Source organism: Frigoribacterium sp. VKM Ac-2530, assembly GCF_015350835.1.
Taxonomy (GTDB): Bacteria; Actinomycetota; Actinomycetes; order Actinomycetales; family Microbacteriaceae; genus Frigoribacterium.
In genome coordinates this window covers 1,247,131-1,268,313 of record NZ_JADKSE010000001.1, presented here as the reverse complement: position 1 = coordinate 1,268,313, position 21,183 = coordinate 1,247,131, and the positions used below count along the sequence as shown (strand labels likewise).

The window sequence follows — 21,183 nt, the reverse complement described above, 5'->3', positions numbered from 1 at the left end:
CGGCCGGTCGTCGTTACTGTGGCTGCATGCCCGACATCTTCGCCGTGATCGCCGACGGCACGCGCCGGGACATCCTCACGGTCCTGCTCGACGCCCACGTCTCCGCCGACTCACGCACCGGCGACGTCAGCGTCGGCGAGATGGTGACGTCGCTCGGGCTGAGCCAGCCGACGGTCTCGAAGCACCTCCGGGTCCTCCGCGACGCGGGGCTCGTGCACGTGCGCGAGGACGGGCAGCACCGCTACTACGGCATCGAGACCGGACCGCTCGAGGCGGTCGACGACTGGCTCGTGCCGTTCCTCGGGGCGGACCTCGCCGGGGGCCTCGACGCCGCGTCGGGGGCCTTCGCCGCCTGGGCGGGCGCGAGCGTGCCCGCGCCCATCCGGCGGGCCGCCGAGTCGCTGCCCGACGCGACCGACGTCGCGAGCGGGCTGGGACGGGCCGTGGCCGATGCGCAGCACCGCGCCTCCTCGGCGCTGCACGACGCCCAGAGCGCCCTGGATGAGCGCGTGATCGACCCGGTCCGCAAGCGCCTCGGGCGCTGAGCCCCAGACCCCGGCCCGCACCGGCGGCAGGACGGCCGACGCGTCGTCCCCAGGCGGTGCCCGCGACCGTTGCATGCGCGGCACACGCGCCCCTAGAGTGACCACGAGTCACAGGAACACCTCCTGTCGCTCCTGCACCGGCGTCGTCGTCGGGCTCTCCCGACCACCAGCCCCAGGAGGCGACGTGACCCACGATCTCTCGGACGTGAGGTTCCTCACCGTCGCCGAGGTGGCCGGCATGATGCGCGTCTCGAAGATGACCGTCTACCGGATGGTGCACTCGGGCGAGCTCCCCGCGATCCGCTTCGGCCGGTCGTTCCGCGTGCCCGAGTCGGCCGTCGCGGCGGTCCTGCAGAACGGCGTCGCCGACGTCGGCTGACGCGCTTTCGACAATCACGGGTCGCCCTAGTACACTGACCCGAGGCATTTTTCCGCGGTTCTGTTTCGGACCCGGTCGTCCGATCCATGAATCAGTGAGGTCCTCTATGGGTTCTGTCATCAAGAAGCGTCGCAAGCGCATGGCGAAGAAGAAGCACCGCAAGCTGCTTCGCAAGACTCGTCACCAGCGTCGCAACAAGAAGTAGACGTTGCACGAAGTGGCCCTCGACCGTTCGGTCGGGGGCCACTTCTCGTTGAGGGCAGATCGTCGAGGCCAGCCGCTAGGGTCGAGGGCGTGCCCGTTCCCCGCATCTCCCTGCTGACGAAGCCCGGCTGCCACCTCTGCGACGAGGCGCGCACCGCCCTGGACGCCGTGCTGGCCGAGCCCGAGTTCGCGGCGGCCGAGCTCGGCTACGCCGAGACGGACATCCTCGGCGACGAGGCCCTGCGTGCCGAGTACGCAGAAGAGATCCCGGTCGTCCTGCTCGACGACCGTGTGCACACCATCTGGCGCGTCGAGCCCGAGCGCCTCCGCACCGCCCTCCGGAAGGCCCTCGCATGACCGTCAAGCACATCGTCATCTGGAACCTCGTCGCCACCGACGACGCGTCGCGAGAGCACGCCGCCGCGCGCATCGACGAGCTGCTGACCGGCCTGGTCGGCACCGTCGAGTCGATCCGCTCGCTCGAGGTCGTCCGCAACGTCGCCTATCCCGAGACGAACGGCGACGTGGCGGTCGTCGCCGAGTTCGACGACGCCGCTGGCCTCGACGCGTACGTCGTGCACCCGGCCCACCAGGAGGCGGCGGCCGAGATCCGCACGCTCGTCACGGGCCGCGGCGCCATCGACTACGAGGCCTGACGCCACAGAGCGAAGGAGGCGCGGTGCAGGTCATGCCTGCACCGCGCCTCCTTCGACGTCAGGCCCTCGGGCCCCAGGGCCCTACGGCGTGAGGCGGGTCGGTCCGCGGAACAGGAACGTGACCTCGCGGAGGTTCGGCTGGTGCAGCATGAGCATCAGCACGCGGGCCAGGCCCATGCCGAAGCCGCCGTGCGAGGGGGCCCCGTAGCGGAAGAAGTCGAGGTAGCCGCCGAGCTCCTCGGGCTTCATGCCCTTCTCGCGGATCTGGGCCTCGAGCACGTCGACGCGGTGCTCGCGCTGGGCGCCGGTGGTGATCTCGGTGCCGTTGTAGATGAGGTCGTAGCTCTTCGTGAGCTGCGGGTCGTCCTCGTGGCGCATGTGGTAGAACGGCCGGATCGACGCGTCGTAGTCGGTGAGGAACACGAAGTCGTGGTCGAACGTCTCCTTGACGTAGGCCGCGATCTGGCGCTCGCCCTCGGGGTCCATGTCGGCGTCCGCACGCGGCACGACGTAGCCGCGGTCGGCGACGATCTGCTTCGCCTCGGCGAGGGGGATGCGGGGGAACGGGGTCGTCGGCACCGTCAGGTCGACGTCGAAGAGCTCCTTGATCGCCGCACCGTGCTTCTCGACGACGGCGGTGAACGCGGCGACGAGCAGCTCCTCCTGCATCTGCATGACGTCCTCGTGGCTGTCCACGTAGCTGATCTCGGCGTCGACGCTCGTGTACTCCGTCGCGTGGCGCGAGGTGAACGAGGGGTCGGCGCGGAACACCGGGGCGATCTCGAAGATCTTGCCGAAGCCGGCCGACTGGGCCATCTGCTTGAAGAACTGGGGGCTCTGCGCGAGGAACGCGCTGCCCTCGAAGTACTCCACCTTGAACAGCTCGGCGTTGGACTCGCTCGCCGACGCCATGATCTTGGGGGTGTGCACCTCGACGTAGCCGCGCTCGACCCAGTAGGTGCGCATGGCGTGCTCGAAGGTGGTCTGGACACGGAAGATCAGGGCGTTGCGGGGGACGCGCAGGTCGAGGAACCGCCAGTCCATCCGCTTGTCGATGCCGCTGTCGGCGGCGATCGGCGTCTCGGGGTCGGCGAGGCTGTCGACGACGAGGCCGTCGATCTTCACCTCGATGCCGCCGAGCTTGACGCGCTCGTCGTGCTTGAGCTGACCCGTGACCGTCACGAAGCTGCCCTGCGAGAGGCCCGAGATCGCGTCGGCGATGTCGTCGGTCTCGCCCGCCTCGGCGAGCACGTCGGCGGCCGTGCGGGGACGGACGAGCTGGACGGCGCCGGACTCGTCGCGGAGGACGACGAACTGCACCTTCTTCTGGTCACGGACCGTGTCGACCCAACCGGACACCGTCACGGGGCCGTCGGGGAGGGGCGAGAGGTCGCTGATGAGGGTGCGTTCGATCACGGGGCCAGAGTTTACCGCGACGTCGAGCTTTCGGCCTCCCGTGAGGGAGGTGGGAGTGCAGGCCCGATCTAGACTGGTGGCCATGCCCGCCCAGCAGATCCACCTCGTGCGCCACGGCGAGGTGCACAACCCCGACCACGTGCTCTACGGCCGACTCGAGGGCTTCGGGCTCAGCGAGCTCGGCCACCGGATGGCCGCCTCCTCGGCCGCGATGCTGCAGGCGCAGGGCGCCCCCGTCGCCGCCGTCGTCGCGAGCCCGCTGCAGCGCACCCGCGAGAGCGCCGCGCCCTGGGCCGCCGCGTTCGACCTCGACGTGCAGGTCGACGAGCGCCTGATCGAGCCGACGAACAAGTACGAGGGCCGCCGCTCGGACTTCACCGTCGCGAAGCAGCTCGCGGTGCCGGCCGAGTGGCCGTGGATCGTGAACCCGCTCAAGCCGAGCTGGGGCGAGGCCTACGTCAGCATCGCGGCGCGCATGCTCGCCGCGGTCGACGAGGCCTGGTCGAGCGTCGACTCGGGCGACGTCGTGCTGGTCAGCCACCAGCTGCCGATCTGGATGGTGCACCGCAGCGTGACGGGTGCGCGCCTCTTCCACGACCCCCGTCGCCGTCGCTGCTCCCTCTCGAGCATCACGACGCTCGAGCGGCACGGCGGGCGCTTCGTCGAGGTCGGCTACCAGGACCCCGCGGCCGACCTGCTCGAGCGCGCCGTCGACCTCGGGGCGGTCTGATGCGCCGCGCCTCCTTCGTCGTCGGCGCCGTCGCGGCTGCCTCGGCCCTCGCCCTCGTGCTCACCGGCTGCACCTCGCAGTCCGACCCCCTCGCCGAGCAGTACCGCGCGGGCGGCACCGAGAACTACATCAGCGGCGCCGGCACGGTCACCGAGGTGCCCGAGGCCGACCGTGACGAGCCGGTCGAGTTCACCGGCACGACCGACGAGGGCGACGAGTTCTCGCGGGCCGACCACGACGGCGAGGTCGTCGTCCTGAACTTCTGGTACGCCAGCTGCCCGCCCTGCCGCAAGGAGGCGCCCGACCTGCAGCAGCTCAGCACCGACTTCGCCGACCAGGGCGTCCAGTTCGTCGGCGTCAACGTGCGCGACCAGGCCGACACCGCCCGCGCCTTCGCCGAGAAGTTCGACATCACCTACCCGTCGATCGTCGACACGAACGACGGCGCGGTCCAGCTCGCCCTCGCCGGAACCATCGCGCCGAACGCGGTGCCGACGACGATCGTCCTCGACAAGCAGGGCCGGATCGCCGCCCGCGTGCTCGGCGGCCTCGACGGCCCCAGCACGCTGAAGACGCTGATCAGCGACGCCGTCGCCGAGCAGGCCTAGAGGTGTACCAGGGCAACCCATTCTTCGAGGCGGTCGCGGGCGGCCAGCTCGCCGTCGCGCTGCCGGTGGCGTTGCTCGCCGGCCTGATCTCGTTCCTCTCGCCCTGCGTGCTGCCGCTCGTGCCGGGCTACCTCGGCTACGTCGGGGGCCTCGCCGGGGGCGGTCGTCGCGCCGCAGCCGCGACTCCCACGGCCACCGCCTCCTCGACCGCCTCCCGCGACCGTCGGCGGATGGTGATCGGCGTCCTCCTCTTCATCGCCGGCTTCTCGCTCGTCTTCGTCGGCGGCAGCCTCGCCTTCTCGGCCGCGGGCTTCTGGCTGATCCAGTGGCGCGACCTGATCGTCCGCCTGATGGGCCTCGTGGTCATCGCGCTCGGCCTCGTCTTCGTGGGCCAGTTCACGTTCCTGCAGCGCACGATCAAGCCCGGGTTCGCCCCGGCGACCGGCCTGGCGGGCGCCCCGTTGCTCGGCATCGTGTTCGGCATCGGGTGGACGCCGTGCATCGGCCCCACCCTCACCGCGATCTACGCCCTGTCGTTCACGAGCGGCTCGGCCACGTCGAGCGTGCTGCTCGGGCTCGCCTACTGCGTCGGACTCGGCGTGCCCTTCCTGCTCGTCGCCCTCGGCTTCGGCTGGGCGACGCGCTCCATCTCGTTCGTCAAGCGCCACATGCGCGCCGTCAACATCGTCGGAGGCTCGATCCTGATCGCCATCGGTCTGCTCATGGTCACCGGGCTCTGGTCGACCCTCATGTCGCACCTCGGGGCGGTGATCGCGAGCTATGGCACGATCGTCTGACCCCGTGAGCCGCCGCCCGGCCGACGCCGACGCCGACCAGCAGGACGTGACCGACGTCTCGTCCGACCCGCTCCGCCCGAGCGACCACTACGACTCCGCTCCCGCCCGCACGCCGGGCGACCAGGGCGCGGGCTCCGCCGACATCGTCCAGCCGCGCCTGGGGCTCGTCGGCTACCTCCGCTTCTTCTGGCGGCAGCTGACGAGCATGAAGACGGCGCTGTTCCTCCTCATGCTGCTCGCCGTCGCGGCGATCCCCGGGTCGCTCGTGCCGCAGCGCACCTCCGACCCCAACGGCGTCGTCCAGTACCGCGCCGAGCACCCCGACCTGTTCCCGGTGCTCGACAAGATCGGCGTCTTCGACACCTACTCGTCGCCGTGGTTCTCCGCGGTCTACCTGCTGCTCTTCATCTCGCTGATCGGCTGCATCGTGCCGCGCACGAAGCACCACTTCGAGGCCCTGCGCTCGAAGCCGCCGAGGACGCCGGCGAGGCTCTCGCGGCTGGCGGGCTACCGCTCCGTGACGCTGCAGACCGCAGGAGGCGCCACGGACGCCGCCCTCGCCCCCGCCTCCGTCGTCGAGCAGGCCCGCGCGCAGCTGAGGCGCGCCGGGTACCGCACGCAGGTGTTCGGCGACTCGGTCAGCGCCGAGCGCGGCTACCTGCGCGAGACCGGCAACCTCGTCTTCCACACGGCGCTGGTCGGCGTGCTCCTCACGGTCGGGATCGGCGGCGGCTTCGGCTACACGGGTCAGCGCGTGGTCGTCGAGGGCCAGACCTTCACGAACGCCCTCGTCTCGTACGACTCGTTCAACCCGGGCCGCTGGTTCAGCGACTCCCAGCTCTCGCCGTACAACATCACGCTCGACAAGTTCACGACGACCTACGAGGAGTCGAACGCCGACGCGCTCGGGCAGCCGCTCGACTACACGGCCGACGTCACGACGACGACCCAGTCGGGCGACACGAGCGAGCACGAGATCAAGGTCAACAGCCCGCTGTCGATCGGCGGCTCGAACGTCTACCTGCTCGGCAACGGCTACGCGGTGGACGTCACGGTCAAGGCTCCGGACGGCTCGGTCGCCTTCCGCGACACCATCCCCTTCCTGCCGCAGGACGCGAACCTCACCTCGCAGGGCGTCGTCAAGGTGCCCGACGGGCTGTCGGACCAGATCGGCATGATCGGCTTCTTCTACCCGTCGGCCGTCGAGACCGGCGACGGGTCGGGCATCCTCGCGTCGAGCTACCCCGACCTGCTGAACCCGGTGCTGAGCCTGAACGTCTACCAGGGCGACCTCGGCCTCGACGCCGGCGTGCCGCAGTCGGTCTACTCGCTGGACACCGACGGCATGACCGAGATCGCGGGCGCCGCCGCCGACCAGTCGGCGCTGCAGCTCTCGCCCGGCACCACGGCCGACCTGCCCGACGGCCTCGGCACGGTGACTCTCTCCGACGTCAAGCGCTTCGCCTCCCTCGACGTGCACCACGACCCGTCGCAGCTCTGGGTGCTGCTCTTCGCCGGGTTCGTCTTCGCCGGTCTGCTCACGGCGCTGTTCGTGCCCCGCCGCCGTGTCTGGGTCAAGGCCAGCACGACCGACGGGGGAGTCCTGCTCGAGTACGCCGGCCTCGCCCGCGGCGAGGACCCGACGCTGGCCCGCGCCGTCCGCGACATCGCCCGGACGCACCTCGCCGGGCTCGGCGTGCCCGCCGACGCGGCGCGTGCCGCGACGAGCGACGACGACGCGAGCGACGACGGCCCGAGCGCCACCGGCGCGAGCACCGACGGCCCGAGCGCCGCCGCGCCCGGCTCGACCTCGAACGACCCTGCCCGCTCGACCGAGGCGCCCAGCCGCGCCGGACGTAGGATGCGACCGTGACCGAAGACCTCGCCAACTTCTCGCTCGTCGCCGTGTACTCGGCGATGGCGATCTACACCATCTCGTTCGTGGCCTTCGCCCTCGACCTCGCCAAGCGCTCGGGCGACGCCCAGCAGGCGCCTGCGTCGGGCGCCGCCGCGACCGCAGGGCCCGATGTGGGCTCGGCCCGCGGGGCAGGTCGCAGCTCCGCCCGCGCCGCGGTCTCGGGCGGCAGCACCATCGTGCTCGACCGTGAGGCCGGGACGACCGTGTCGGCGGGCGAGGGCCGAGGCGACGGTGCGGCTGGCACCTCCGGTCCGGGCTCGACCCGACGCCGTCGCGGCTCGAGCTTCGAGCGCGTCGCCACCGCGATGATGGTGCTCGGCCTGCTCGTGCACGTCTCGAGCGTCGTGACCCGAGGCCTGGCCGCGGACCGCGTGCCGTGGGCCAACATGTTCGAGTTCTCGCTCACGGGCACGGCGATCATCGTCGCGGTCTACCTGGTCGCCGGTCGCTTCGTCGACCTGTCGTTCCTCGGCGCCTACGTCATGGGACTGAACCTCGTGCTGCTCGCGATCGGCAGCGTGAACTACTACGTCGAGGTGGTGCCGCTGCAGCCCGCGCTCCAGTCGGCGTGGCTCGTGATCCACGTTCTCGTGGCGATCCTCGGCACCGGCTTCTTCGCGATCGCGGCCGGTCTCTCGATCGCCCAGCTGATCCAGACGAAGCGCGAGCAGGCCCGGCTCTCCGGCCTCCGCTTCATGGACACCCTGCCCGCCGCGTACCGCCTCGAGGACCTCGCGTACCGCGTCGCCCTCGTCGGCTTCGTGCTGTGGACCTTCACGCTCATCGCGGGCGCCGTCTGGGCCGAGCGCGCCTGGGGCCGCTACTGGGGCTGGGACACCAAGGAGGTCTGGACGTTCATCATCTGGGTCCTCTACGCCGGCTACATCCACGCCCGCGCGACCCGCGGCTGGCGCGGAGCCCGGTCGTCCTGGCTGTCGATCATCGGCTTCGCCGCGGTGCTCTTCAACTTCGGCGTCGTCAACGTCTTCTTCAAGGGCCTGCACGCCTACTCGGGCCTCTGACCCCTCCTCGCCGCCGGGCTACCTGGGTCTCGCCGGCGGTCGCGCCTCAGCGCGCGAGCAGCCCCCAGGAGGCGCGCACCCGGTCCAGCCACCACTCGCGTCGGTCGTCGGGTGCGGCGTGCGCCCGCAGCAGGTCGACGTCGACGTCGACCCGCCGCACATCGATCGACCCGTCCACCGGCACCAGCGGCTCGCGGGTCACGTCGGCGGCCAGCAGGGCGGCCGTCCCGAGACCGCAGTCGTGGCGCAGGTCGGGCAGCGCGGCGGCCAGGTGGGCGCCCATGCTCAGCCCCACCGAGGTGTCGAGTGCACTCGAGACGACGACGGGCAGCCCGGCCTCGGACACGATGCGGAGCGCCGTCCGGATCCCGCCGAGCGGCTGCGCCTTGACGACGAGCAGGTCGGCCGCACCGGCGCGGGCGACGGCGAGCGGGTCGGCGGCCTTCCGGACGCTCTCGTCGGCGGCGATCGGCACGCCGAGGTCGGCCGTGCGGCGTCGCAGCTCGGCGAGCTCGGGCACGGTGGCGCAGGGCTGCTCCGCGTACTCGAGACCGAGCGGGGCCAGGGCTCGCAGCGCCTCCTCGGCTCGGTCGACGGTCCAGCCGCCGTTGGCGTCGACCCTGACGCGGCCCTCGGGGCCGACGTGCTCGCGGGCCGCGGCGACGCGGGCGACGTCGTCGGCGAGCGACTGCCCGCGCTCGGCGACCTTGACCTTGACGGTGCGGCAGCCGGGGAACCGGGCGAGCACCCCCGCGACCTCGCCGGGCCCGACGGCGGGCAGGGTCGCGTTGACGGCCACGCGGGAGGTGCGGGGAGAGAGGGCAGGACCCCAGCCGAACTCGACGGCCGCCGCCAACCAGGCCGCCGCCTCCTCCGGCCCGTAATCGACGAAGGGGCTGAACTCGGTCCAGCCGCGAGGGCCCTCTACGAGGAGCGCCTCGCGCACCTCGATGCCCCGGAACCTCGTGAGGAGGGGCAGCTGCACGACGTGCGCACCGGCCAGCAGGTCGTCGACCGGCGGCAGCTCGGTGCGGGGGAGGAGGGGGTCGGCGGGCGTGGTCACCTCGCCAGTCTCGCACCGCGCCCGCTAGGGTCGGTCTCCATGGCCGCGCCCGATCAGACCCCGTCCGACGACGCCGAGTCCCGTGCCGCCGAGCACGCCGAGCACACCGACGACGTCGAGTCGACGGACGGCGGATCGACCGACGGCGGGTCGCGCGACGCCGAAGGGCTGGCGATCTTCGACGACCAGACCCACGACGACTCGGTCGAGCCGGCCCGCAGCTCGCGGCTGGGCGTGGTCGTCCTCGTGCTCGCCGTGGTCCTGCTCGCCCTCGACGGCGTCGCGATCGCCCTGCTCGCGGCCGACGGCGTCACGGCCGCGGCGTCGATCGCGCTCGTCACGATGCTCGCCTCGATCGGCGTGGGCGTGGTCGCGCTCGTCGCCGTCGCCACGCGTCGGGGCCGCTGGCAGGCCGTGGCCGCGGTTCTGCTGAGCGTCCTCGCCAACCCGTTCGTGTTCGTCTGGCTGCTGGGCAAGCTCGTCCCCTCGCTCTGACCGTCGGCGACCGGCCCCGGTCGTAGGCTGGTGGGCATGTCCGCCGCCGTCTCCGACCTGTTCGATCCCGCTGAGTGGCGAGAGGTGCCGGGCTTCGACGGCCTGACCGACGTCACCTACCACCTGGACGTCGAGGGCCGGGTGGCCCGCGTCGCGATCGACCGGCCCGAGGTCCGCAACGCGTTCCGGCCGCGCACCGTCGACGAGCTGTACCGCGTGCTCGACCACGCGCGGCAGCAGAGCCGCGTGGGCGTCGTCCTGCTCACGGGCAACGGTCCCAGCCCCAAGGACGGCGGCTGGGCCTTCTGCAGCGGCGGCGACCAGCGCATCCGCGGCCGTGACGGCTACAAGGCCGAGGGCACCGAGGCGAACGTGGCCGACCCTGCCTCGGCGGGGCGCCTCCACATCCTCGAGGTGCAGCGGCTGATCCGGTTCATGCCCAAGGTCGTCATCGCGGTCGTGCCGGGCTGGGCGGCGGGCGGCGGCCACTCGCTGCACGTCGTCTGCGACCTCACGATCGCCAGCCGTGAGCACGGCCGGTTCAAGCAGACCGACGCCGACGTCGGCTCGTTCGACGCCGGCTACGGCAGCGCCTACTTCGCCAAGCAGATCGGCCAGAAGCTCGCCCGCGAGGTGTTCTTCCTCGCCGAGGAGTACAGCGCCGACCGCGCCCACGAGATGGGCGCCGTCAACCGCGTCGTCCCCCACGCCGAGCTCGAGAAGGAGGCGCTGGCCATGGCCCGCGTCGTCCTCACCAAGTCGCCCACCGCGATCCGCATGCTCAAGTTCGCGTTCAACGCCACGGACGACGGCATCGTGGGCCAGCAGGTCTTCGCGGGCGAGGCGACCCGCCTCGCCTACGGCACCGACGAGGCCGTCGAGGGGCGCGACTCGTTCCTCGAGAAACGCGAGCCCGACTGGTCGCCCTTCCCGTGGCAGTACTGACGCCGACGGGGCGCGCAGCAGGGCAGGACACGAGGAGGCGCGGCGCGTGACCCGCCCCCTCCTCCCCGTCGACGCGCGACGCCCGCTCGACGTGCTCGACGCCCTCCGCGAGGCGCTCGCGGGCGGTCCCGCAGTCGCCCCGCGCACGGACGGCCACGTCCCCGCCGACCTGCCCGCCACCGTGCCGCAGCCCGTGGCCCTGGTGGTCGAGACGAGCGGGTCGAGCGGCGTGCCCAAGCGCGTGATGCTGCCCGCCGACGCCGTGCTCGCCGGCGCGGCCGCCGCCGACGGCGCGCTGAGCGGACCCGGGCAGTGGGTGCTGGCGCTGCCGGCGCACTACGTCGCGGGCACCAACGTCCTCGTCCGGAGCATCGCCGCCGGCACCGAGCCCGAGGTCCTCGCGCCGGGGCACTTCGACCCGGTCGCCTTCGCCGCTGCCGCGCGCCGCCTCGAGCACCCCGTGCGCTACGCGTCGCTCGTCCCGGCCCAGCTCGCCGCGGTGCTCGACGCCGCCGAGCACGACGTCGACGTGGCCGACGCGGCACGGAGCTTCGCCGCGGTGCTGGTGGGCGGGCAGGCGACGCCCGCGTCCCTCGTCGACCGGGCCCGCGCCTCCGGCGTGGCGGTCGTCCGCACGTACGGCTCGAGCGAGACGAGCGGGGGCTGCGTCTACGACGGGGTGCCCGTCGGCCGCACCCGGGTGGCCGTCGTCGACGGGCAGGTGGAGCTCGCCGGTCCGTCGCTCGCGCTCGGCTACCTGGGCGACGACGCTCGGACGGAGGCGGCCTTCGTCGTCCGCGACGGGGAGCGCTGGTACCGCACGGGCGACGCCGGCACCGTGTCCGACGACGGCGTGCTCGCCGTGAGCGGTCGCCTCGACGACGTCGTCGTCTCGGGCGGCGAGAAGGTGTCGCTCGGGCTGGTCGAGCGAGTGGTCCGCGAGCAGCCCGGTCTCGCCGGCGCCGTGGTCGTCCGGGCACCGCACGAGCGGTGGGGCGAGGTGCCGGTCGTCGTCGTGGGGGAGCCGGGCAGCCCTGCGCCGCACCTGCTGCACGCGACGCCCCGCCTCCCGGAGCTGCCCGAGCTGCGTGCCGTGGTCTGCGCAGCCCTCGGCCGCGCCGCGGCGCCCGACAGGCTCGTCCTGCTCCCCGAGCTGCCGCTCCTCGCGAGCGGCAAGCCCGACCGCCGCGCCCTGGAGGCCCTCGTCGCGGGCGGGGACCCCGCCCGGAACTAGGATCGGTCCCGTGGCACGAGCGACGACATCCCAGAAGAAGAAGCGCGGCGGCCGACCGGGAGGCCGACCGGGAGCCCAGCGCGCCCGCCGCGTCACGCCCGGCGACTGGATCGGCGGCGCCCGCCTCCGCACCCTGCCCCTCGGCGTCGCGCCGGTGGCGCTCGGCACGGGAGTCGCGCGGGCGAACGGCAGCTGGGACCTCCCGCTGGCACTGCTCTGCCTCGCGATCGCCGTGTTCCTCCAGATCGGCGTCAACTACGCCAACGACTACTCCGACGGCATCCGCGGCACCGACGCGCACCGGGTCGGCCCGGCACGCCTGACGGGTTCGGGCAGCGTCCGGCCCAGGACCGTGCTGCGCGTCGCCCTCGTCTTCTTCGGCCTCGCCGCGCTCGCGGGCGTCGTGGTCGTCGTGACGACCGGCTACTGGTGGATGCTCGCGGTCGGGGCCGCTGCCGTGGTCGCCGCCTGGTACTACACGGGCGGCAAGCGCCCCTACGGCTACAACGCCCTCGGCGAGGTCTTCGTCTTCGTGTTCTTCGGGCTGGTCGCCACCGTCGGCACCGCCTTCGTGCAGGTGCACCGGTTCCCCGCCGACGCGTGGGTCGCCGGCATCGCCGCCGGGCTGTTCGCCTGCGCCGTGCTCATGGTCAACAACATCCGCGACATCCCGCAGGACGCGGCGGCGGGCAAGCGCACCCTCGCGGTCGTCGTCGGCGACACCGTGGCACGGGCGCTCTACGCCCTCTTCCTGCTGCTGCCGTTCCTGCTGCTCGTCTACTTCGGCTTCCTGTACTTCAACGCGCCGTACGTCTACTTCGTGCTGATCACGGCGGTGCCGGCAGCGGTCATCGGCGTGACCGGCAAGACGCCGCGCGAGCTGATCCTCGCCCTGCAGCTGTCGTCGCTGACGGCGCTGCTGTTCGGCCTCGGCCTCGGGGCAGCGCTCTTCTTCTGAGCCAGGACGCGCGTCCAGCCTCGGGCGCGTCCCGCATCGGCCCAGGAGGCGCGTGCCACGTCCGGCCTAGGAGGCGCGTCCTGCGTCGCGCTCGTCACGCTCGGCCAGCTCGGCGTCCTCGGCGAGGCTGTCGCCGTCGAGCGGCTCCGGCTTCGACCGTCGCTCGGCGAGCTCCAGCGCGACCTGTCGTCGCAGCGGGGCGAAGAAGAGGTAGGAGACGCAGAACGCCACCACGGCGGCGATGAGCGTCGCGAGGTACGGGTTCGGCAGCAGGAGCACGAGCACGACCAGCGCGACGAGGAACACGCCGAGGCGGACGATCGTGTACTTGACCCAGGGTTTCACGCGGCGAGTCTACGCGCGCACCCTGCGCCTCCTCGTCCCTGCGCGCACCTCCCTGCCGACCATCAGGCGACGCCCTGCCGGCCCGCCTATGCTCGGTCCATGGTGAAGTTCTTGGTCGTGGCGATCGTCGCAGCGTCAGCGTTCATCATCTACGCCCTGATCGACTGCCTCTTCGCCGAGTCGTCGAAGTTCCGGGCCCTCAACAAGCCTCTCTGGGCTCTCGTCATCGTCCTGCTGCCGGTCATCGGTGCCGTCCTCTGGTTCTTGATCGGGCGTGCTCGCAAGTCCGGCCAGTCCGAGTCGCGACGCTTCGTCGCGCCCGACGACGACCCCGAGTTCTCGGGTCGGTCGAGCTCGACGGTCAGCGACCTCGACCGCGAGACGACCGACGAGCGCATCCGCCGCCTCGAAGAAGAGCTGGCCCAGCTCGACGGCGACGACAAGAACGACACGAACGACAAGAACAACGCCTGAGGTCGACGGCGTGACGCTTCCCGCGAGCGACCGGCCCGACACGGCCGAGTCCGAGCTGCCAGAGGGCGCAGCCGTCGCGACCACGACCTCGGGCAGCGTCGCCACCGACTACGCCGTGGCCCTGCTCGCCGGCCTGGTCGACGCCGGGGTCCGTGAGCTGGTCCTCAGCCCGGGTTCCCGATCGCAGGCCATCGCCCTCGCCGCCGCCGAGTTCGAGCGTGCCGGCCGACTGCGGCTCCGGGTGCGGATCGACGAGCGCTCGGCAGGGTTCCTCGCGCTGGGCCTCGCCGTCGAGTCCGGCCTCCCGGCCGTCGTGGTCACCACCTCCGGCACGGCGGTCGCCAACCTCCACCCGGCCGTGCTCGAGGCCCACCACTCCGGCGTCCCGATGATCGTGCTGACGGCCGACCGTCCCGTCGAGCTCCGCGGCATCGGCGCCAACCAGACCACGCAGCAGCCCGGCATGTTCGGCGTCGCCACCCGGGCCGGGCACGACCTCGAGGCGCCGCGCTCGGGCCCGGTCGACCCGACCGCCGTCCGCTCGGTCGCGCGTGCCGCCGTCGCGACGGCCCTCGGCGTCCCGGACGCCGACCGGGCCGAGAGTGCGCCGGCCGTCCCCGGGCCCGTCCACCTCAACGTCGCGTTCCGTGAGCCGCTGTCGGCGGCGCTCGACGCGCTCCCCGCGGCCCGTCCCGAGCCGGTCGAGGCCGCCTCCTGGTCCGACGCCGCCCGGGCTGGAGCCGTGCGCGTCGAGGTCGACGTCGAGCCGGCCACGGTGGTCGTCGCCGGCCACGGGGCCGGTCCCGAGGCGGAGTCGCTCGCCCGCGCCCTGGGCGCACCGCTCGTGGCCGAGGTCTCGAGCGGAGCCCACTTCGGTCCGAACCTCGCCCTCGGCTTCCGCGCGTTGCTCGGCGACGCCGAGCTCGGCGGCGCCGTGCGTCGGGTCGTCGTGCTCGGACACCCGACCCTGACCCGCCAGGTCCCTGCCCTCCTCACGCGCGCGGGCGTCGAGGTCGTCGTCGTGCGCGGCGCGACCGCCGACGCGTACGACCCGGGCCGGTCGGCCACGGTGGTCGACGCCGTCGACGTGGTCGAGACCGCAGGAGGCGTGCCCGACGACCGCGCCCACCGCGCCTGGGTGGGCCGCTGGGTGCACTCCGGACGCCGGGTCGTCGGCGACGACGAGGCCGCGCCCGACCTCGAGGCCGCCACGAGCGACGACGGCTCGGCCCGGGCCGAGTTCCTCCGGGGCGAGGTCGCCCTGCTGCGGCGCTCCGTGACCCGGCGCGCGCTGGCCGAGACCCTCTGGCGCGTGACGTGGCCGCACGACCGGCTGGTCCTCGGCGCCTCCCGCCTCATCCGCGAGGTCGACGAGGTCGTGCCCGGCAAGAAGATCCGCGTCCACGCCAACCGCGGTCTCGCCGGCATCGACGGCACGGTGGCGACGGCCGCCGGCATCGCCCTCGCGAGCCAGGTCGACGACGGGGCGCCCGGCGTCACCCGCGTGCTGGTGGGCGACCTGACCCTGCTGCACGACGTGGGCTCGCTCCTGTTCGGCGACGGCGAGGTGCGGCCCCGGCTGCAGGTCGTGGTCGGCAACGACGGCGGGGGAACGATCTTCGACGGCCTCGAGGTCGCGGCCACGGCCCCGGTCGACGCGATGCGCCGCGTGCAGTTCACGCCGCACGGTGTCCAGCTCGCGGGGCTGGCCGCCGCGTACGGCTGGCACCACGTGCTCGCCTCGACGCGCGCCGAGCTCGACCAGGCGCTCGCGAGGGCCTGGGACGGCCCCGTGCTGATCGAGGTGCCGCTCGCGCGCTGACCGAGCGGCGATCAGGACCCGGCCGTAGGCTCGGGCGCATGGCCAAGACCTGGACGACCCAGCCCACCGAGATCCTCCGTGCCGGCCCCGAGCTGAGCCTCGCCGAGATCGACCCTGCCTCGACCCCCGGCTTCTCCGGCGACAAGCGCTACGCCGCGCAGGTGCTCGAGTCAGGCCGTGACACGCTCGGCGAGCTGCAGGAGAAGCTCTTCGCCGGCAGCCGCACCGGGGGGTCGCAGGGGAACGTCCTGCTGGTGCTCCAGGGCACGGACACCGCGGGCAAGGGCGGGATCGTGCGCCACGTCGTCGGCGCCGTCGACCCGCAGGGCGTCGCGCACCACGCCTTCAAGGCCCCCACCGAGGAGGAGCTCGCCCACGACTTCCTCTGGCGCGTCCGTCGCGAGCTGCCCGGGCCCGGCATGATCGGGGTCTTCGACCGGTCGCACTACGAGGACGTCCTGATCGGCAAGGTCCGGCGGCTGGCCCCGCCGGAGGAGATCGAGCGACGCTACGACGAGATCGTCGAGTTCGAGCGTGAGCTCGTCGACGCCGGCATGACGATCGTGAAGGTGATGCTGCACCTGTCGCGCGACGAGCAGAAAGAGCGCCTCACCGAGCGGCTCGACCGCCCGGACAAGCACTGGAAGTTCAACCCCGGCGACATCGAGGAGCGCCTGGTGTGGGACGACTACCAGGACGCCTACGAGACCGCCCTGCGTCGGACGTCGACGGACGCGGCGCCGTGGTACGTCGTGCCCGCCGACCGCAAGTGGTACGCCCGCGTGGCCGTCCAGCGCCTCCTCGTCGACGCCCTCGAGGCCCGGGGGCTCGGCTGGCCGCCCGCCGGCTTCGACGTCGAGCTCGAGCGCACCCGGCTCGCCTCGACCTAGGCGCGGCTCCGCAGGGAGTCGCCCGCGCCCCGGGGCAGCCGCAGCCCCTCGGGCAGGCTCAGCAGGGCCAGCGCCGCGAGCACGACGAGGGCGACCTGGTAGCCGGTGGCGGCGCCTCCGACGCCCTCGGCCGTGGCGACCGTGTCGGCCACCCGGACCGTGAGGGCGGTCAGCGCGACGCCGAGCCCGACGGCGAGCTGTCCCGTGATCGACGCGATGGCGTTGGCCGGGGCGATCTGGGCTGCCGGCACGTCGGCGAACTGCAGCGTGTTGTACGCCGTGAACCCCACTGAGCGGAACACGCCGCTGACGAGCAGGATCGCGGCCACGAGCACGGGCGACGTGTCCGGCCCGACGACCGCCGCGGCGGCGAAGATCGCGGCGAGCCCGACGGTGGCGACGACGATGATCGGCACGATCCGGAACCGGTGCATCAGGGGAGTCGTGAAGGGCTTGACGCCGAGGTTGCCGACGAAGACCCACATCAGCATCAGGCCGGCCTCGACGGGCGACCAGCTGAAGCCGTCCTGCAGCAGCAGCGGGACGACGAAGGGCACCCCGTTCACGACGGCCCGGTAGAGCGAGCCGCTGAGGTTCGTGACCCGGAAGGTCGGGACGCGGAAGGGCTCGAGGTCGAGGAGGGGGTGCCCGGCTCGACGGAACCACCGGCCGGCCGCGAGCCCGAGGGCCACCGCCACGACGACGAGGAGCGCCCCGAGCAGCACGGTCGCCTCGTCGCCGAGCAGCTCGAACGCGACCACCAGGGCCACGATCGCGCCGACGACGAGCAGCAGCCCCGGCCAGTCGAGCGGGTGCCGGTCGCCGACCTCGGGCGACGGCACGACCCGCCACGCCGCGACGAGCAGCAGGGCGCCGATCGGCACGTTGACGAGGAACACCCACTCCCAGCCGAGGTGCTCGGTGAGGAGGCCGCCGATCAGCGGCGCCACGACGGGCGCCGCGAGGGCCGGCCAGGTCAGGTAGGCGATCGCCTTGATCAGCTCGGACTTCTCGGTGCTGCGCAGCACGATGAGGCGCCCGATCGGCACCATCATCGCGCCCGCGGCGCCCTGCACAACCCTAGCCGTCGTCAGCGCGACGAGGTCGGGGCTGAGCGCGCACGCGAGCGACGCCAGCGTGAACAGCACCACGGCGGCGAGGAACACCCGCCGTGCGCCCCACCTCTCGGCGAGCCAGGCGCCCAGCGGGATGAACGCGGCCACGGCGACCAGGTAGCCGGTGACCGCGATCCCCAGCTGAGCGGGCTGCACCCCGAAGTCGCGAGCCACGGAGGCGGTGGCCGTCGACAGGATCGTGGCGTCGAGGTTCTCCATGAAGAAGGCCGCCGCGACCACCAGCGCCACCGGTCGCGACCAGCGCGGCGCGGCCGCCGCCTCCTCGGCTCCGGGCCCCGGCGCGGGGGTCGACGTCACAGCGAGAACGCCCCGACGACGGGCTGGAACTTCATGGTCGTCTCGGCGACCTCCCGCTCGGGGACGGACTCGGCGACGACCCCGGCGCCGGCGAAGGCGCGGACCGTGCCGTCGGGGTGCACCTGGGCGCAGCGGAGCGCGATCGCCCACTCGCCGTCGCCGTCGGCGCCCACCCAGCCGACCGGCCCGGCGTACCGGCCGCGGTCGAAGGGCTCGAGGCGGCGGATCAGCTCGAGCGCCCGCGGCGTCGGGGTGCCGGCCACGGCGGCGGTCGGGTGCAGGGCAGCGATCAGGTCGAGCGACGACGACCCGTCGGTGAGCCGCCCGCGCACGTCGCTGGCGAGGTGCCACAGGTTCGGGAGCTTCAGCGTGAACGGCTGCTCGCCGGTCACGACGTCGTCCGCGTGCGGGCCGAGCGAGAGGAGCAGGCTCCGCAGTGCGAACGCGTGCTCGTCGAGGTCCTTGGTCGAGGTGGCGAGGGCGTGGGCGGCCTGCTCGTCCGTGGCGGCGTCGACGCCTCGCGCGCTGCTGCCCGCGAGGACGCGTGCGCTGACCTCGCCGCGCTCGGTGCGGACGAGGGTCTCGGGACTGGCCCCGATCAGGCCGTCCACGGCGAACGCGTAGCAGTCGGGATAGGCCGTGAGCAGGGTGGCGGCGACGAGCCGCAGGTCGGCCTCGGCGGGCAGCCTGCCCACGAGGTCGCGCGCGAGCACGACCTTGCTCACCTCGCCGTGCCGGATCGCCTGGACGGCCTGCGCCACGGCGTCCGCGTAGCCGGGCCCGGACAGCTCGCCGTCGACCAGCCGGAGCTTGGCGGCCGCGCCCACGGGCGACGCCGGGGGCAGCTCGGCACCGTCGACCCTGGTGATCCAGGCGACCCCGTCACGTCGCCCGAGGACGATGCGCGGCACGATCAGGACGCTCGTGTCGGACGACTCGTCGTCGAACGCGAACGAGCCGAAGGCCATCAGGCCGGTGCCCGGCACGCCGACCTCGTCGACCACGGCGGCGTGGCTCGCGACCGCGCGCCAGGCGTCGGCGGCGTCGCGCATCCGGTCGGGCCCGGTGAACTCGAGCCGCAGCGCCTCGCCGATGCCGGCCATGCCGGCGCCGCCGCGAACGAAGACGAGCGGGCTGCGCGGGTCGACGACGTCGAGGAGGGGGCTGATGTGGTCGATCTGCGTGGTGCGGACGGACAAGGAGGGGACGTGCAGCGACGAAGGGACCACGTCTCGACCCTACTCGGGCCACGCACGGGGCATGCCGGTAGGATCGACCATCGTGACCAAGGCCGATATGAACAAGCAACCCGACGAGGTCGCGTCCATGTTCGACGGCGTCGCCCGCCACTACGACCGCACGAACGACGTGCTCTCCGCGGGCAACGCCGTCCTGTGGCGCGTCGCGACAGTCAAGGCGATCGGCGCGGGCCCGGCAGACCGGGTCCTCGACATCGCCGCGGGCACCGGCACCAGCTCGGCGGCCATCGCCGCGCGGGGCGCCGAGGTCGTCGCGCTCGACTTCTCGCACGGCATGGTCGAGGTCGGCCGCGAGCGCCACCCCGAGATCGAGTTCGTCGAGGGCGACGCCGAGCAGCTCCCGTTCGACGACGCGACGTTCGACGCCGTCACCGTCTCTTTCGGCCTGCGCAACGTCAACCGGCCGAAGCAGGCGCTCGCCGAGATGTACCGGGTGCTCAAGCCCGGCGGCCGTCTCGTCGTCTGCGAGTTCTCGACGCCCCCGTTCGGCCCCCTCCGCGCCGCCTACGGCACCTACCTGCGGCACGTCATGCCGGTCGTCGCCCGGGCCGTGAGCAGCAACACGCCCGCCTACTCGTACCTCGCCGACTCGATCGACGCGTGGCCCGAGCAGCAGGTGCTGAGCCAGTGGCTGCGCGGCGCGGGGTTCACCCGGGTGGCGCACCGCAACCTGACGCTGGGCATCGTCGCCCTGCACCGGGGCCGCAAGCCGGCCGACCCGTCGACCCGCGCCTCCGCGGCGAAGAAGAAGTAGCCGCCGCCCCCGGGCGGTCGACCAGACCAGACGAAGGTGACCCCTGTGAACCCGAGTGTGCCGCTCACCCGCCGCAGCAGCTCCCTGAGCTCGTCGCTCGGCCTCGGCGAGAAGCTCTTCGCCTCGCCCTCCGACCGGCGCTTCGTGCAGTCGGTCGACGACGGCCTCGAGCTCGTCGAGCAGGGCCTGCTCCGCGAGATCGCGTTCGCCGACGAGATCGCCGACGCGACGACGCGCTACCTGCTCGCCGCCGGCGGCAAGCGCGTGCGCCCGACCCTGACGCTCCTCATCGCGCAGCTCGGCGACGGCGCCACCCCGGGCATCGTCGCGTCCGCGCAGGCGACCGAGATCACGCACCTCGCGTCGCTGTACCACGACGACGTCATGGACGAGGCTCAGATGCGCCGCGGGGTACCCAGCGCCCAGACCGTGTGGGGCAACAACGTCGCGATCCTCGCCGGCGACCTCCTCTTCGCCCGGGCCAGCACCATCGTGTCCGGCCTCGGACAGGAGGCGATCCTGCTGCAGGCCGAGACCTTCGAGCGGCTCTGCCTCGGCCAGCTGCACGAGACCGTCGGGCCGCGCGAGGGCGACGACCCCATCGCGCACTACATCGACGTGCTCGGCGACAAGACGGGCTCGCTGATCTCGACCGCGGCCCGTGCCGGCGTCATGTTCTCGGGCGCGCCCCGCGAGTACCTCGCCCCCGTCGCCGAGTTCGGCGAGAAGATCGGCATCGCGTTCCAGCTGATCGACGACGTGATCGACCTCTCCGACCAGGCCGAGGAGACGGGCAAGCGCGCCGGGACCGACCTGCGTGCGGGGGTCGTCACCCTGCCGCTGCTGTACCTCCGTCAGGAGGCGCAGACCGACATGGAGGCGGCGGCCCTGCTGGGCGTCATCGACCAGGTCGTCGACGCCACCCGTGCGGCGGAAGACGGCGCGGACCCGGTCGACGAGGCCGAGTTCGCCGAGATCGTCCGTCAGCTCCGCGAGCACGAGGTCACCGACCGCACGCGCCGTGAGGCGCACCGGTGGGCGTCGGAGGCGCTGGCCGCCCTCGAGGCACTGCCGGCGGGCCCCGTCAAGAAGGCCCTCACCCGGTTCGCCGACCGTGTCGTCGAGCGGTCCGCCTGACCGGCGACGCACCTCCTCGGCACCGACTGCCCCGCACCTGATCACCACAGACACCGCACCGTCCGCACGGCCGGCACCGCCTGGCCGTACACCAGCAGA

General features: G+C 73.0%; 24 protein-coding genes. 19 read left to right on the top strand and 5 right to left on the bottom strand.

Annotation, left to right across the window (positions count from 1 at the left end; all coding sequences use genetic code 11):
- The first annotated feature begins 26 nt into the window (after positions 1–26).
- The 5 genes from ITJ48_RS05965 (at position 27) to ITJ48_RS05945 (ending at position 1,784) form a co-directional block, all read left to right on the top strand.
- On the top strand, positions 27–545 hold the full coding sequence (locus ITJ48_RS05965) for a helix-turn-helix transcriptional regulator (RefSeq protein ID WP_192042195.1): 519 nt from the start codon (positions 27–29) through the stop codon (positions 543–545).
- A 184-nt stretch (positions 546–729) separates the two neighbouring features.
- Positions 730–924 carry a helix-turn-helix domain-containing protein gene (locus ITJ48_RS05960; RefSeq protein ID WP_123546729.1) on the top strand — a complete coding sequence of 65 codons (195 nt, stop codon included), beginning with the start codon at positions 730–732 and terminating at the stop codon, positions 922–924.
- 106 nt (positions 925–1,030) lie between these two features.
- Positions 1,031–1,129, top strand: a complete 99-nt coding sequence (locus ITJ48_RS05955; protein ID WP_003792170.1) for a 30S ribosomal protein bS22 — start codon at positions 1,031–1,033, stop codon at positions 1,127–1,129.
- An 89-nt stretch (positions 1,130–1,218) separates the two neighbouring features.
- Positions 1,219–1,485, top strand: coding sequence for a glutaredoxin family protein (locus tag ITJ48_RS05950; protein WP_194612776.1), 267 nt, complete (start codon positions 1,219–1,221; stop codon positions 1,483–1,485).
- Positions 1,482–1,784 carry a Dabb family protein gene (locus ITJ48_RS05945; protein ID WP_194612775.1) on the top strand — a complete coding sequence of 101 codons (303 nt, stop codon included), beginning with the start codon at positions 1,482–1,484 and terminating at the stop codon, positions 1,782–1,784. The genes ITJ48_RS05950 and ITJ48_RS05945 overlap by 4 nt, the downstream gene beginning before the upstream one ends.
- Before the next feature lie 81 nt (positions 1,785–1,865).
- Here ITJ48_RS05945 and aspS read toward each other — a convergent pair whose 3' ends face one another.
- Positions 1,866–3,200, bottom strand: coding sequence for an aspartate--tRNA(Asn) ligase (gene aspS / locus ITJ48_RS05940; protein WP_194612774.1), 1,335 nt, complete (start codon positions 3,198–3,200; stop codon positions 1,866–1,868).
- A gap of 82 nt (positions 3,201–3,282) precedes the next feature.
- On the opposite strand from aspS, the gene ITJ48_RS05935 reads away from it, so the two are divergent.
- From ITJ48_RS05935 to ccsB, 5 genes are read left to right on the top strand one after another with little or no spacing between them, the layout of a single operon-like run.
- The gene (locus ITJ48_RS05935; RefSeq protein ID WP_133737894.1) at positions 3,283–3,930 is read left to right on the top strand and encodes a histidine phosphatase family protein; all 648 of its coding nucleotides are present in this window, start codon (positions 3,283–3,285) and stop codon (positions 3,928–3,930) included.
- On the top strand, positions 3,930–4,538 hold the full coding sequence (locus ITJ48_RS05930; RefSeq protein WP_194612773.1) for a TlpA disulfide reductase family protein: 609 nt from the start codon (positions 3,930–3,932) through the stop codon (positions 4,536–4,538). The genes ITJ48_RS05935 and ITJ48_RS05930 overlap by 1 nt, the downstream gene beginning before the upstream one ends.
- 2 nt (positions 4,539–4,540) lie before the next feature.
- Positions 4,541–5,335: a cytochrome c biogenesis protein CcdA gene (locus tag ITJ48_RS05925; protein ID WP_194612772.1), complete on the top strand. Its 795-nt coding sequence runs from the start codon at positions 4,541–4,543 to the stop codon at positions 5,333–5,335.
- Positions 5,319–7,208, top strand: coding sequence for a cytochrome c biogenesis protein ResB (locus ITJ48_RS05920; protein ID WP_194612771.1), 1,890 nt, complete (start codon positions 5,319–5,321; stop codon positions 7,206–7,208). The genes ITJ48_RS05925 and ITJ48_RS05920 overlap by 17 nt, the downstream gene beginning before the upstream one ends.
- A complete protein-coding gene (gene ccsB, locus ITJ48_RS05915) occupies positions 7,205–8,275 on the top strand; it encodes a c-type cytochrome biogenesis protein CcsB (RefSeq protein ID WP_370544799.1) in 1,071 nt (356 codons plus the stop codon). The genes ITJ48_RS05920 and ccsB overlap by 4 nt, the downstream gene beginning before the upstream one ends.
- 46 nt (positions 8,276–8,321) lie before the next feature.
- Here ccsB and ITJ48_RS05910 read toward each other — a convergent pair whose 3' ends face one another.
- Complete coding sequence (locus ITJ48_RS05910; RefSeq protein WP_370544798.1) at positions 8,322–9,338, bottom strand: o-succinylbenzoate synthase; 1,017 nt, start codon at positions 9,336–9,338, stop codon at positions 8,322–8,324.
- 39 nt (positions 9,339–9,377) lie between these two features.
- Here ITJ48_RS05910 and ITJ48_RS05905 point away from each other — a divergent pair, with 39 nt between their 5' ends.
- Genes ITJ48_RS05905 through ITJ48_RS05890 form a run of 4 tightly spaced genes read left to right on the top strand, consistent with a single transcriptional unit; the run spans position 9,378 to position 12,970 of the window.
- Positions 9,378–9,833 (top strand): hypothetical protein, encoded by a 456-nt coding sequence (locus tag ITJ48_RS05905; protein ID WP_194612770.1) that lies wholly within the window; start codon positions 9,378–9,380, stop codon positions 9,831–9,833.
- A 36-nt stretch (positions 9,834–9,869) separates the two neighbouring features.
- A complete protein-coding gene (locus tag ITJ48_RS05900) occupies positions 9,870–10,778 on the top strand; it encodes a 1,4-dihydroxy-2-naphthoyl-CoA synthase (protein ID WP_194612769.1) in 909 nt (302 codons plus the stop codon).
- A 46-nt stretch (positions 10,779–10,824) separates the two neighbouring features.
- Positions 10,825–12,012: an AMP-binding protein gene (locus ITJ48_RS05895; protein WP_194612768.1), complete on the top strand. Its 1,188-nt coding sequence runs from the start codon at positions 10,825–10,827 to the stop codon at positions 12,010–12,012.
- Between the two features lie 10 nt (positions 12,013–12,022).
- Complete coding sequence (locus tag ITJ48_RS05890; protein ID WP_370544797.1) at positions 12,023–12,970, top strand: 1,4-dihydroxy-2-naphthoate polyprenyltransferase; 948 nt, start codon at positions 12,023–12,025, stop codon at positions 12,968–12,970.
- Positions 12,971–13,036: 66 nt separating this feature from the next.
- Here the strand turns inward: ITJ48_RS05890 and ITJ48_RS05885 are convergent, their stop codons facing one another.
- Positions 13,037–13,315, bottom strand: a complete 279-nt coding sequence (locus ITJ48_RS05885) for a DUF4229 domain-containing protein (protein ID WP_194612767.1) — start codon at positions 13,313–13,315, stop codon at positions 13,037–13,039.
- Between the two features lie 99 nt (positions 13,316–13,414).
- On the opposite strand from ITJ48_RS05885, the gene ITJ48_RS05880 reads away from it, so the two are divergent.
- From ITJ48_RS05880 to ITJ48_RS05870, 3 genes are read left to right on the top strand one after another with little or no spacing between them, the layout of a single operon-like run.
- Positions 13,415–13,789 carry a PLD nuclease N-terminal domain-containing protein gene (locus ITJ48_RS05880; protein ID WP_194612766.1) on the top strand — a complete coding sequence of 125 codons (375 nt, stop codon included), beginning with the start codon at positions 13,415–13,417 and terminating at the stop codon, positions 13,787–13,789.
- A gap of 10 nt (positions 13,790–13,799) precedes the next feature.
- Positions 13,800–15,611 (top strand): 2-succinyl-5-enolpyruvyl-6-hydroxy-3-cyclohexene-1-carboxylic-acid synthase, encoded by a 1,812-nt coding sequence (gene menD / locus ITJ48_RS05875; RefSeq protein WP_370544796.1) that lies wholly within the window; start codon positions 13,800–13,802, stop codon positions 15,609–15,611.
- Between the two features lie 38 nt (positions 15,612–15,649).
- The gene (locus ITJ48_RS05870) at positions 15,650–16,501 is read left to right on the top strand and encodes a PPK2 family polyphosphate kinase (RefSeq protein WP_194612765.1); all 852 of its coding nucleotides are present in this window, start codon (positions 15,650–15,652) and stop codon (positions 16,499–16,501) included.
- Here the strand turns inward: ITJ48_RS05870 and ITJ48_RS05865 are convergent.
- Positions 16,498–17,934, bottom strand: a complete 1,437-nt coding sequence (locus tag ITJ48_RS05865) for an MFS transporter (RefSeq protein WP_370544795.1) — start codon at positions 17,932–17,934, stop codon at positions 16,498–16,500. The genes ITJ48_RS05870 and ITJ48_RS05865 overlap by 4 nt on opposite strands.
- Complete coding sequence (locus tag ITJ48_RS05860; RefSeq protein WP_370544794.1) at positions 17,931–19,163, bottom strand: isochorismate synthase MenF; 1,233 nt, start codon at positions 19,161–19,163, stop codon at positions 17,931–17,933. The genes ITJ48_RS05865 and ITJ48_RS05860 overlap by 4 nt, the downstream gene beginning before the upstream one ends.
- Positions 19,164–19,215: 52 nt before the next feature.
- On the opposite strand from ITJ48_RS05860, the gene ITJ48_RS05855 reads away from it, so the two are divergent.
- Together ITJ48_RS05855 and ITJ48_RS05850 are read left to right on the top strand one after the other, a co-directional pair.
- The gene (locus ITJ48_RS05855; RefSeq protein WP_370544793.1) at positions 19,216–19,947 is read left to right on the top strand and encodes a demethylmenaquinone methyltransferase; all 732 of its coding nucleotides are present in this window, start codon (positions 19,216–19,218) and stop codon (positions 19,945–19,947) included.
- Between the two features lie 45 nt (positions 19,948–19,992).
- Complete coding sequence (locus ITJ48_RS05850) at positions 19,993–21,084, top strand: polyprenyl synthetase family protein (RefSeq protein WP_194612764.1); 1,092 nt, start codon at positions 19,993–19,995, stop codon at positions 21,082–21,084.
- Positions 21,085–21,183 lie beyond the last annotated feature (99 nt).

Excerpts from the sequence above, each read along its gene's own strand:
- ITJ48_RS05965 (WP_192042195.1), top strand. The coding sequence starts at position 27 with ATGCCCGACATCTTCGCCGTGATCGCCGACGGCACGCGCCGGGACATC.
- ITJ48_RS05930 (WP_194612773.1), top strand. The coding sequence starts at position 3,930 with ATGCGCCGCGCCTCCTTCGTCGTCGGCGCCGTCGCGGCTGCCTCGGCC.
- ITJ48_RS05935 (WP_133737894.1), top strand. The coding sequence starts at position 3,283 with ATGCCCGCCCAGCAGATCCACCTCGTGCGCCACGGCGAGGTGCACAAC.
- ITJ48_RS05905 (WP_194612770.1), top strand. The coding sequence starts at position 9,378 with ATGGCCGCGCCCGATCAGACCCCGTCCGACGACGCCGAGTCCCGTGCC.
- ITJ48_RS05900 (WP_194612769.1), top strand. The coding sequence starts at position 9,870 with ATGTCCGCCGCCGTCTCCGACCTGTTCGATCCCGCTGAGTGGCGAGAG.
- ITJ48_RS05880 (WP_194612766.1), top strand. The coding sequence starts at position 13,415 with ATGGTGAAGTTCTTGGTCGTGGCGATCGTCGCAGCGTCAGCGTTCATC.
- ITJ48_RS05945 (WP_194612775.1), top strand. The coding sequence starts at position 1,482 with ATGACCGTCAAGCACATCGTCATCTGGAACCTCGTCGCCACCGACGAC.
- ITJ48_RS05870 (WP_194612765.1), top strand. The coding sequence starts at position 15,650 with ATGGCCAAGACCTGGACGACCCAGCCCACCGAGATCCTCCGTGCCGGC.
- ITJ48_RS05955 (WP_003792170.1), top strand. The coding sequence starts at position 1,031 with ATGGGTTCTGTCATCAAGAAGCGTCGCAAGCGCATGGCGAAGAAGAAG.
- ITJ48_RS05920 (WP_194612771.1), top strand. The coding sequence starts at position 5,319 with ATGGCACGATCGTCTGACCCCGTGAGCCGCCGCCCGGCCGACGCCGAC.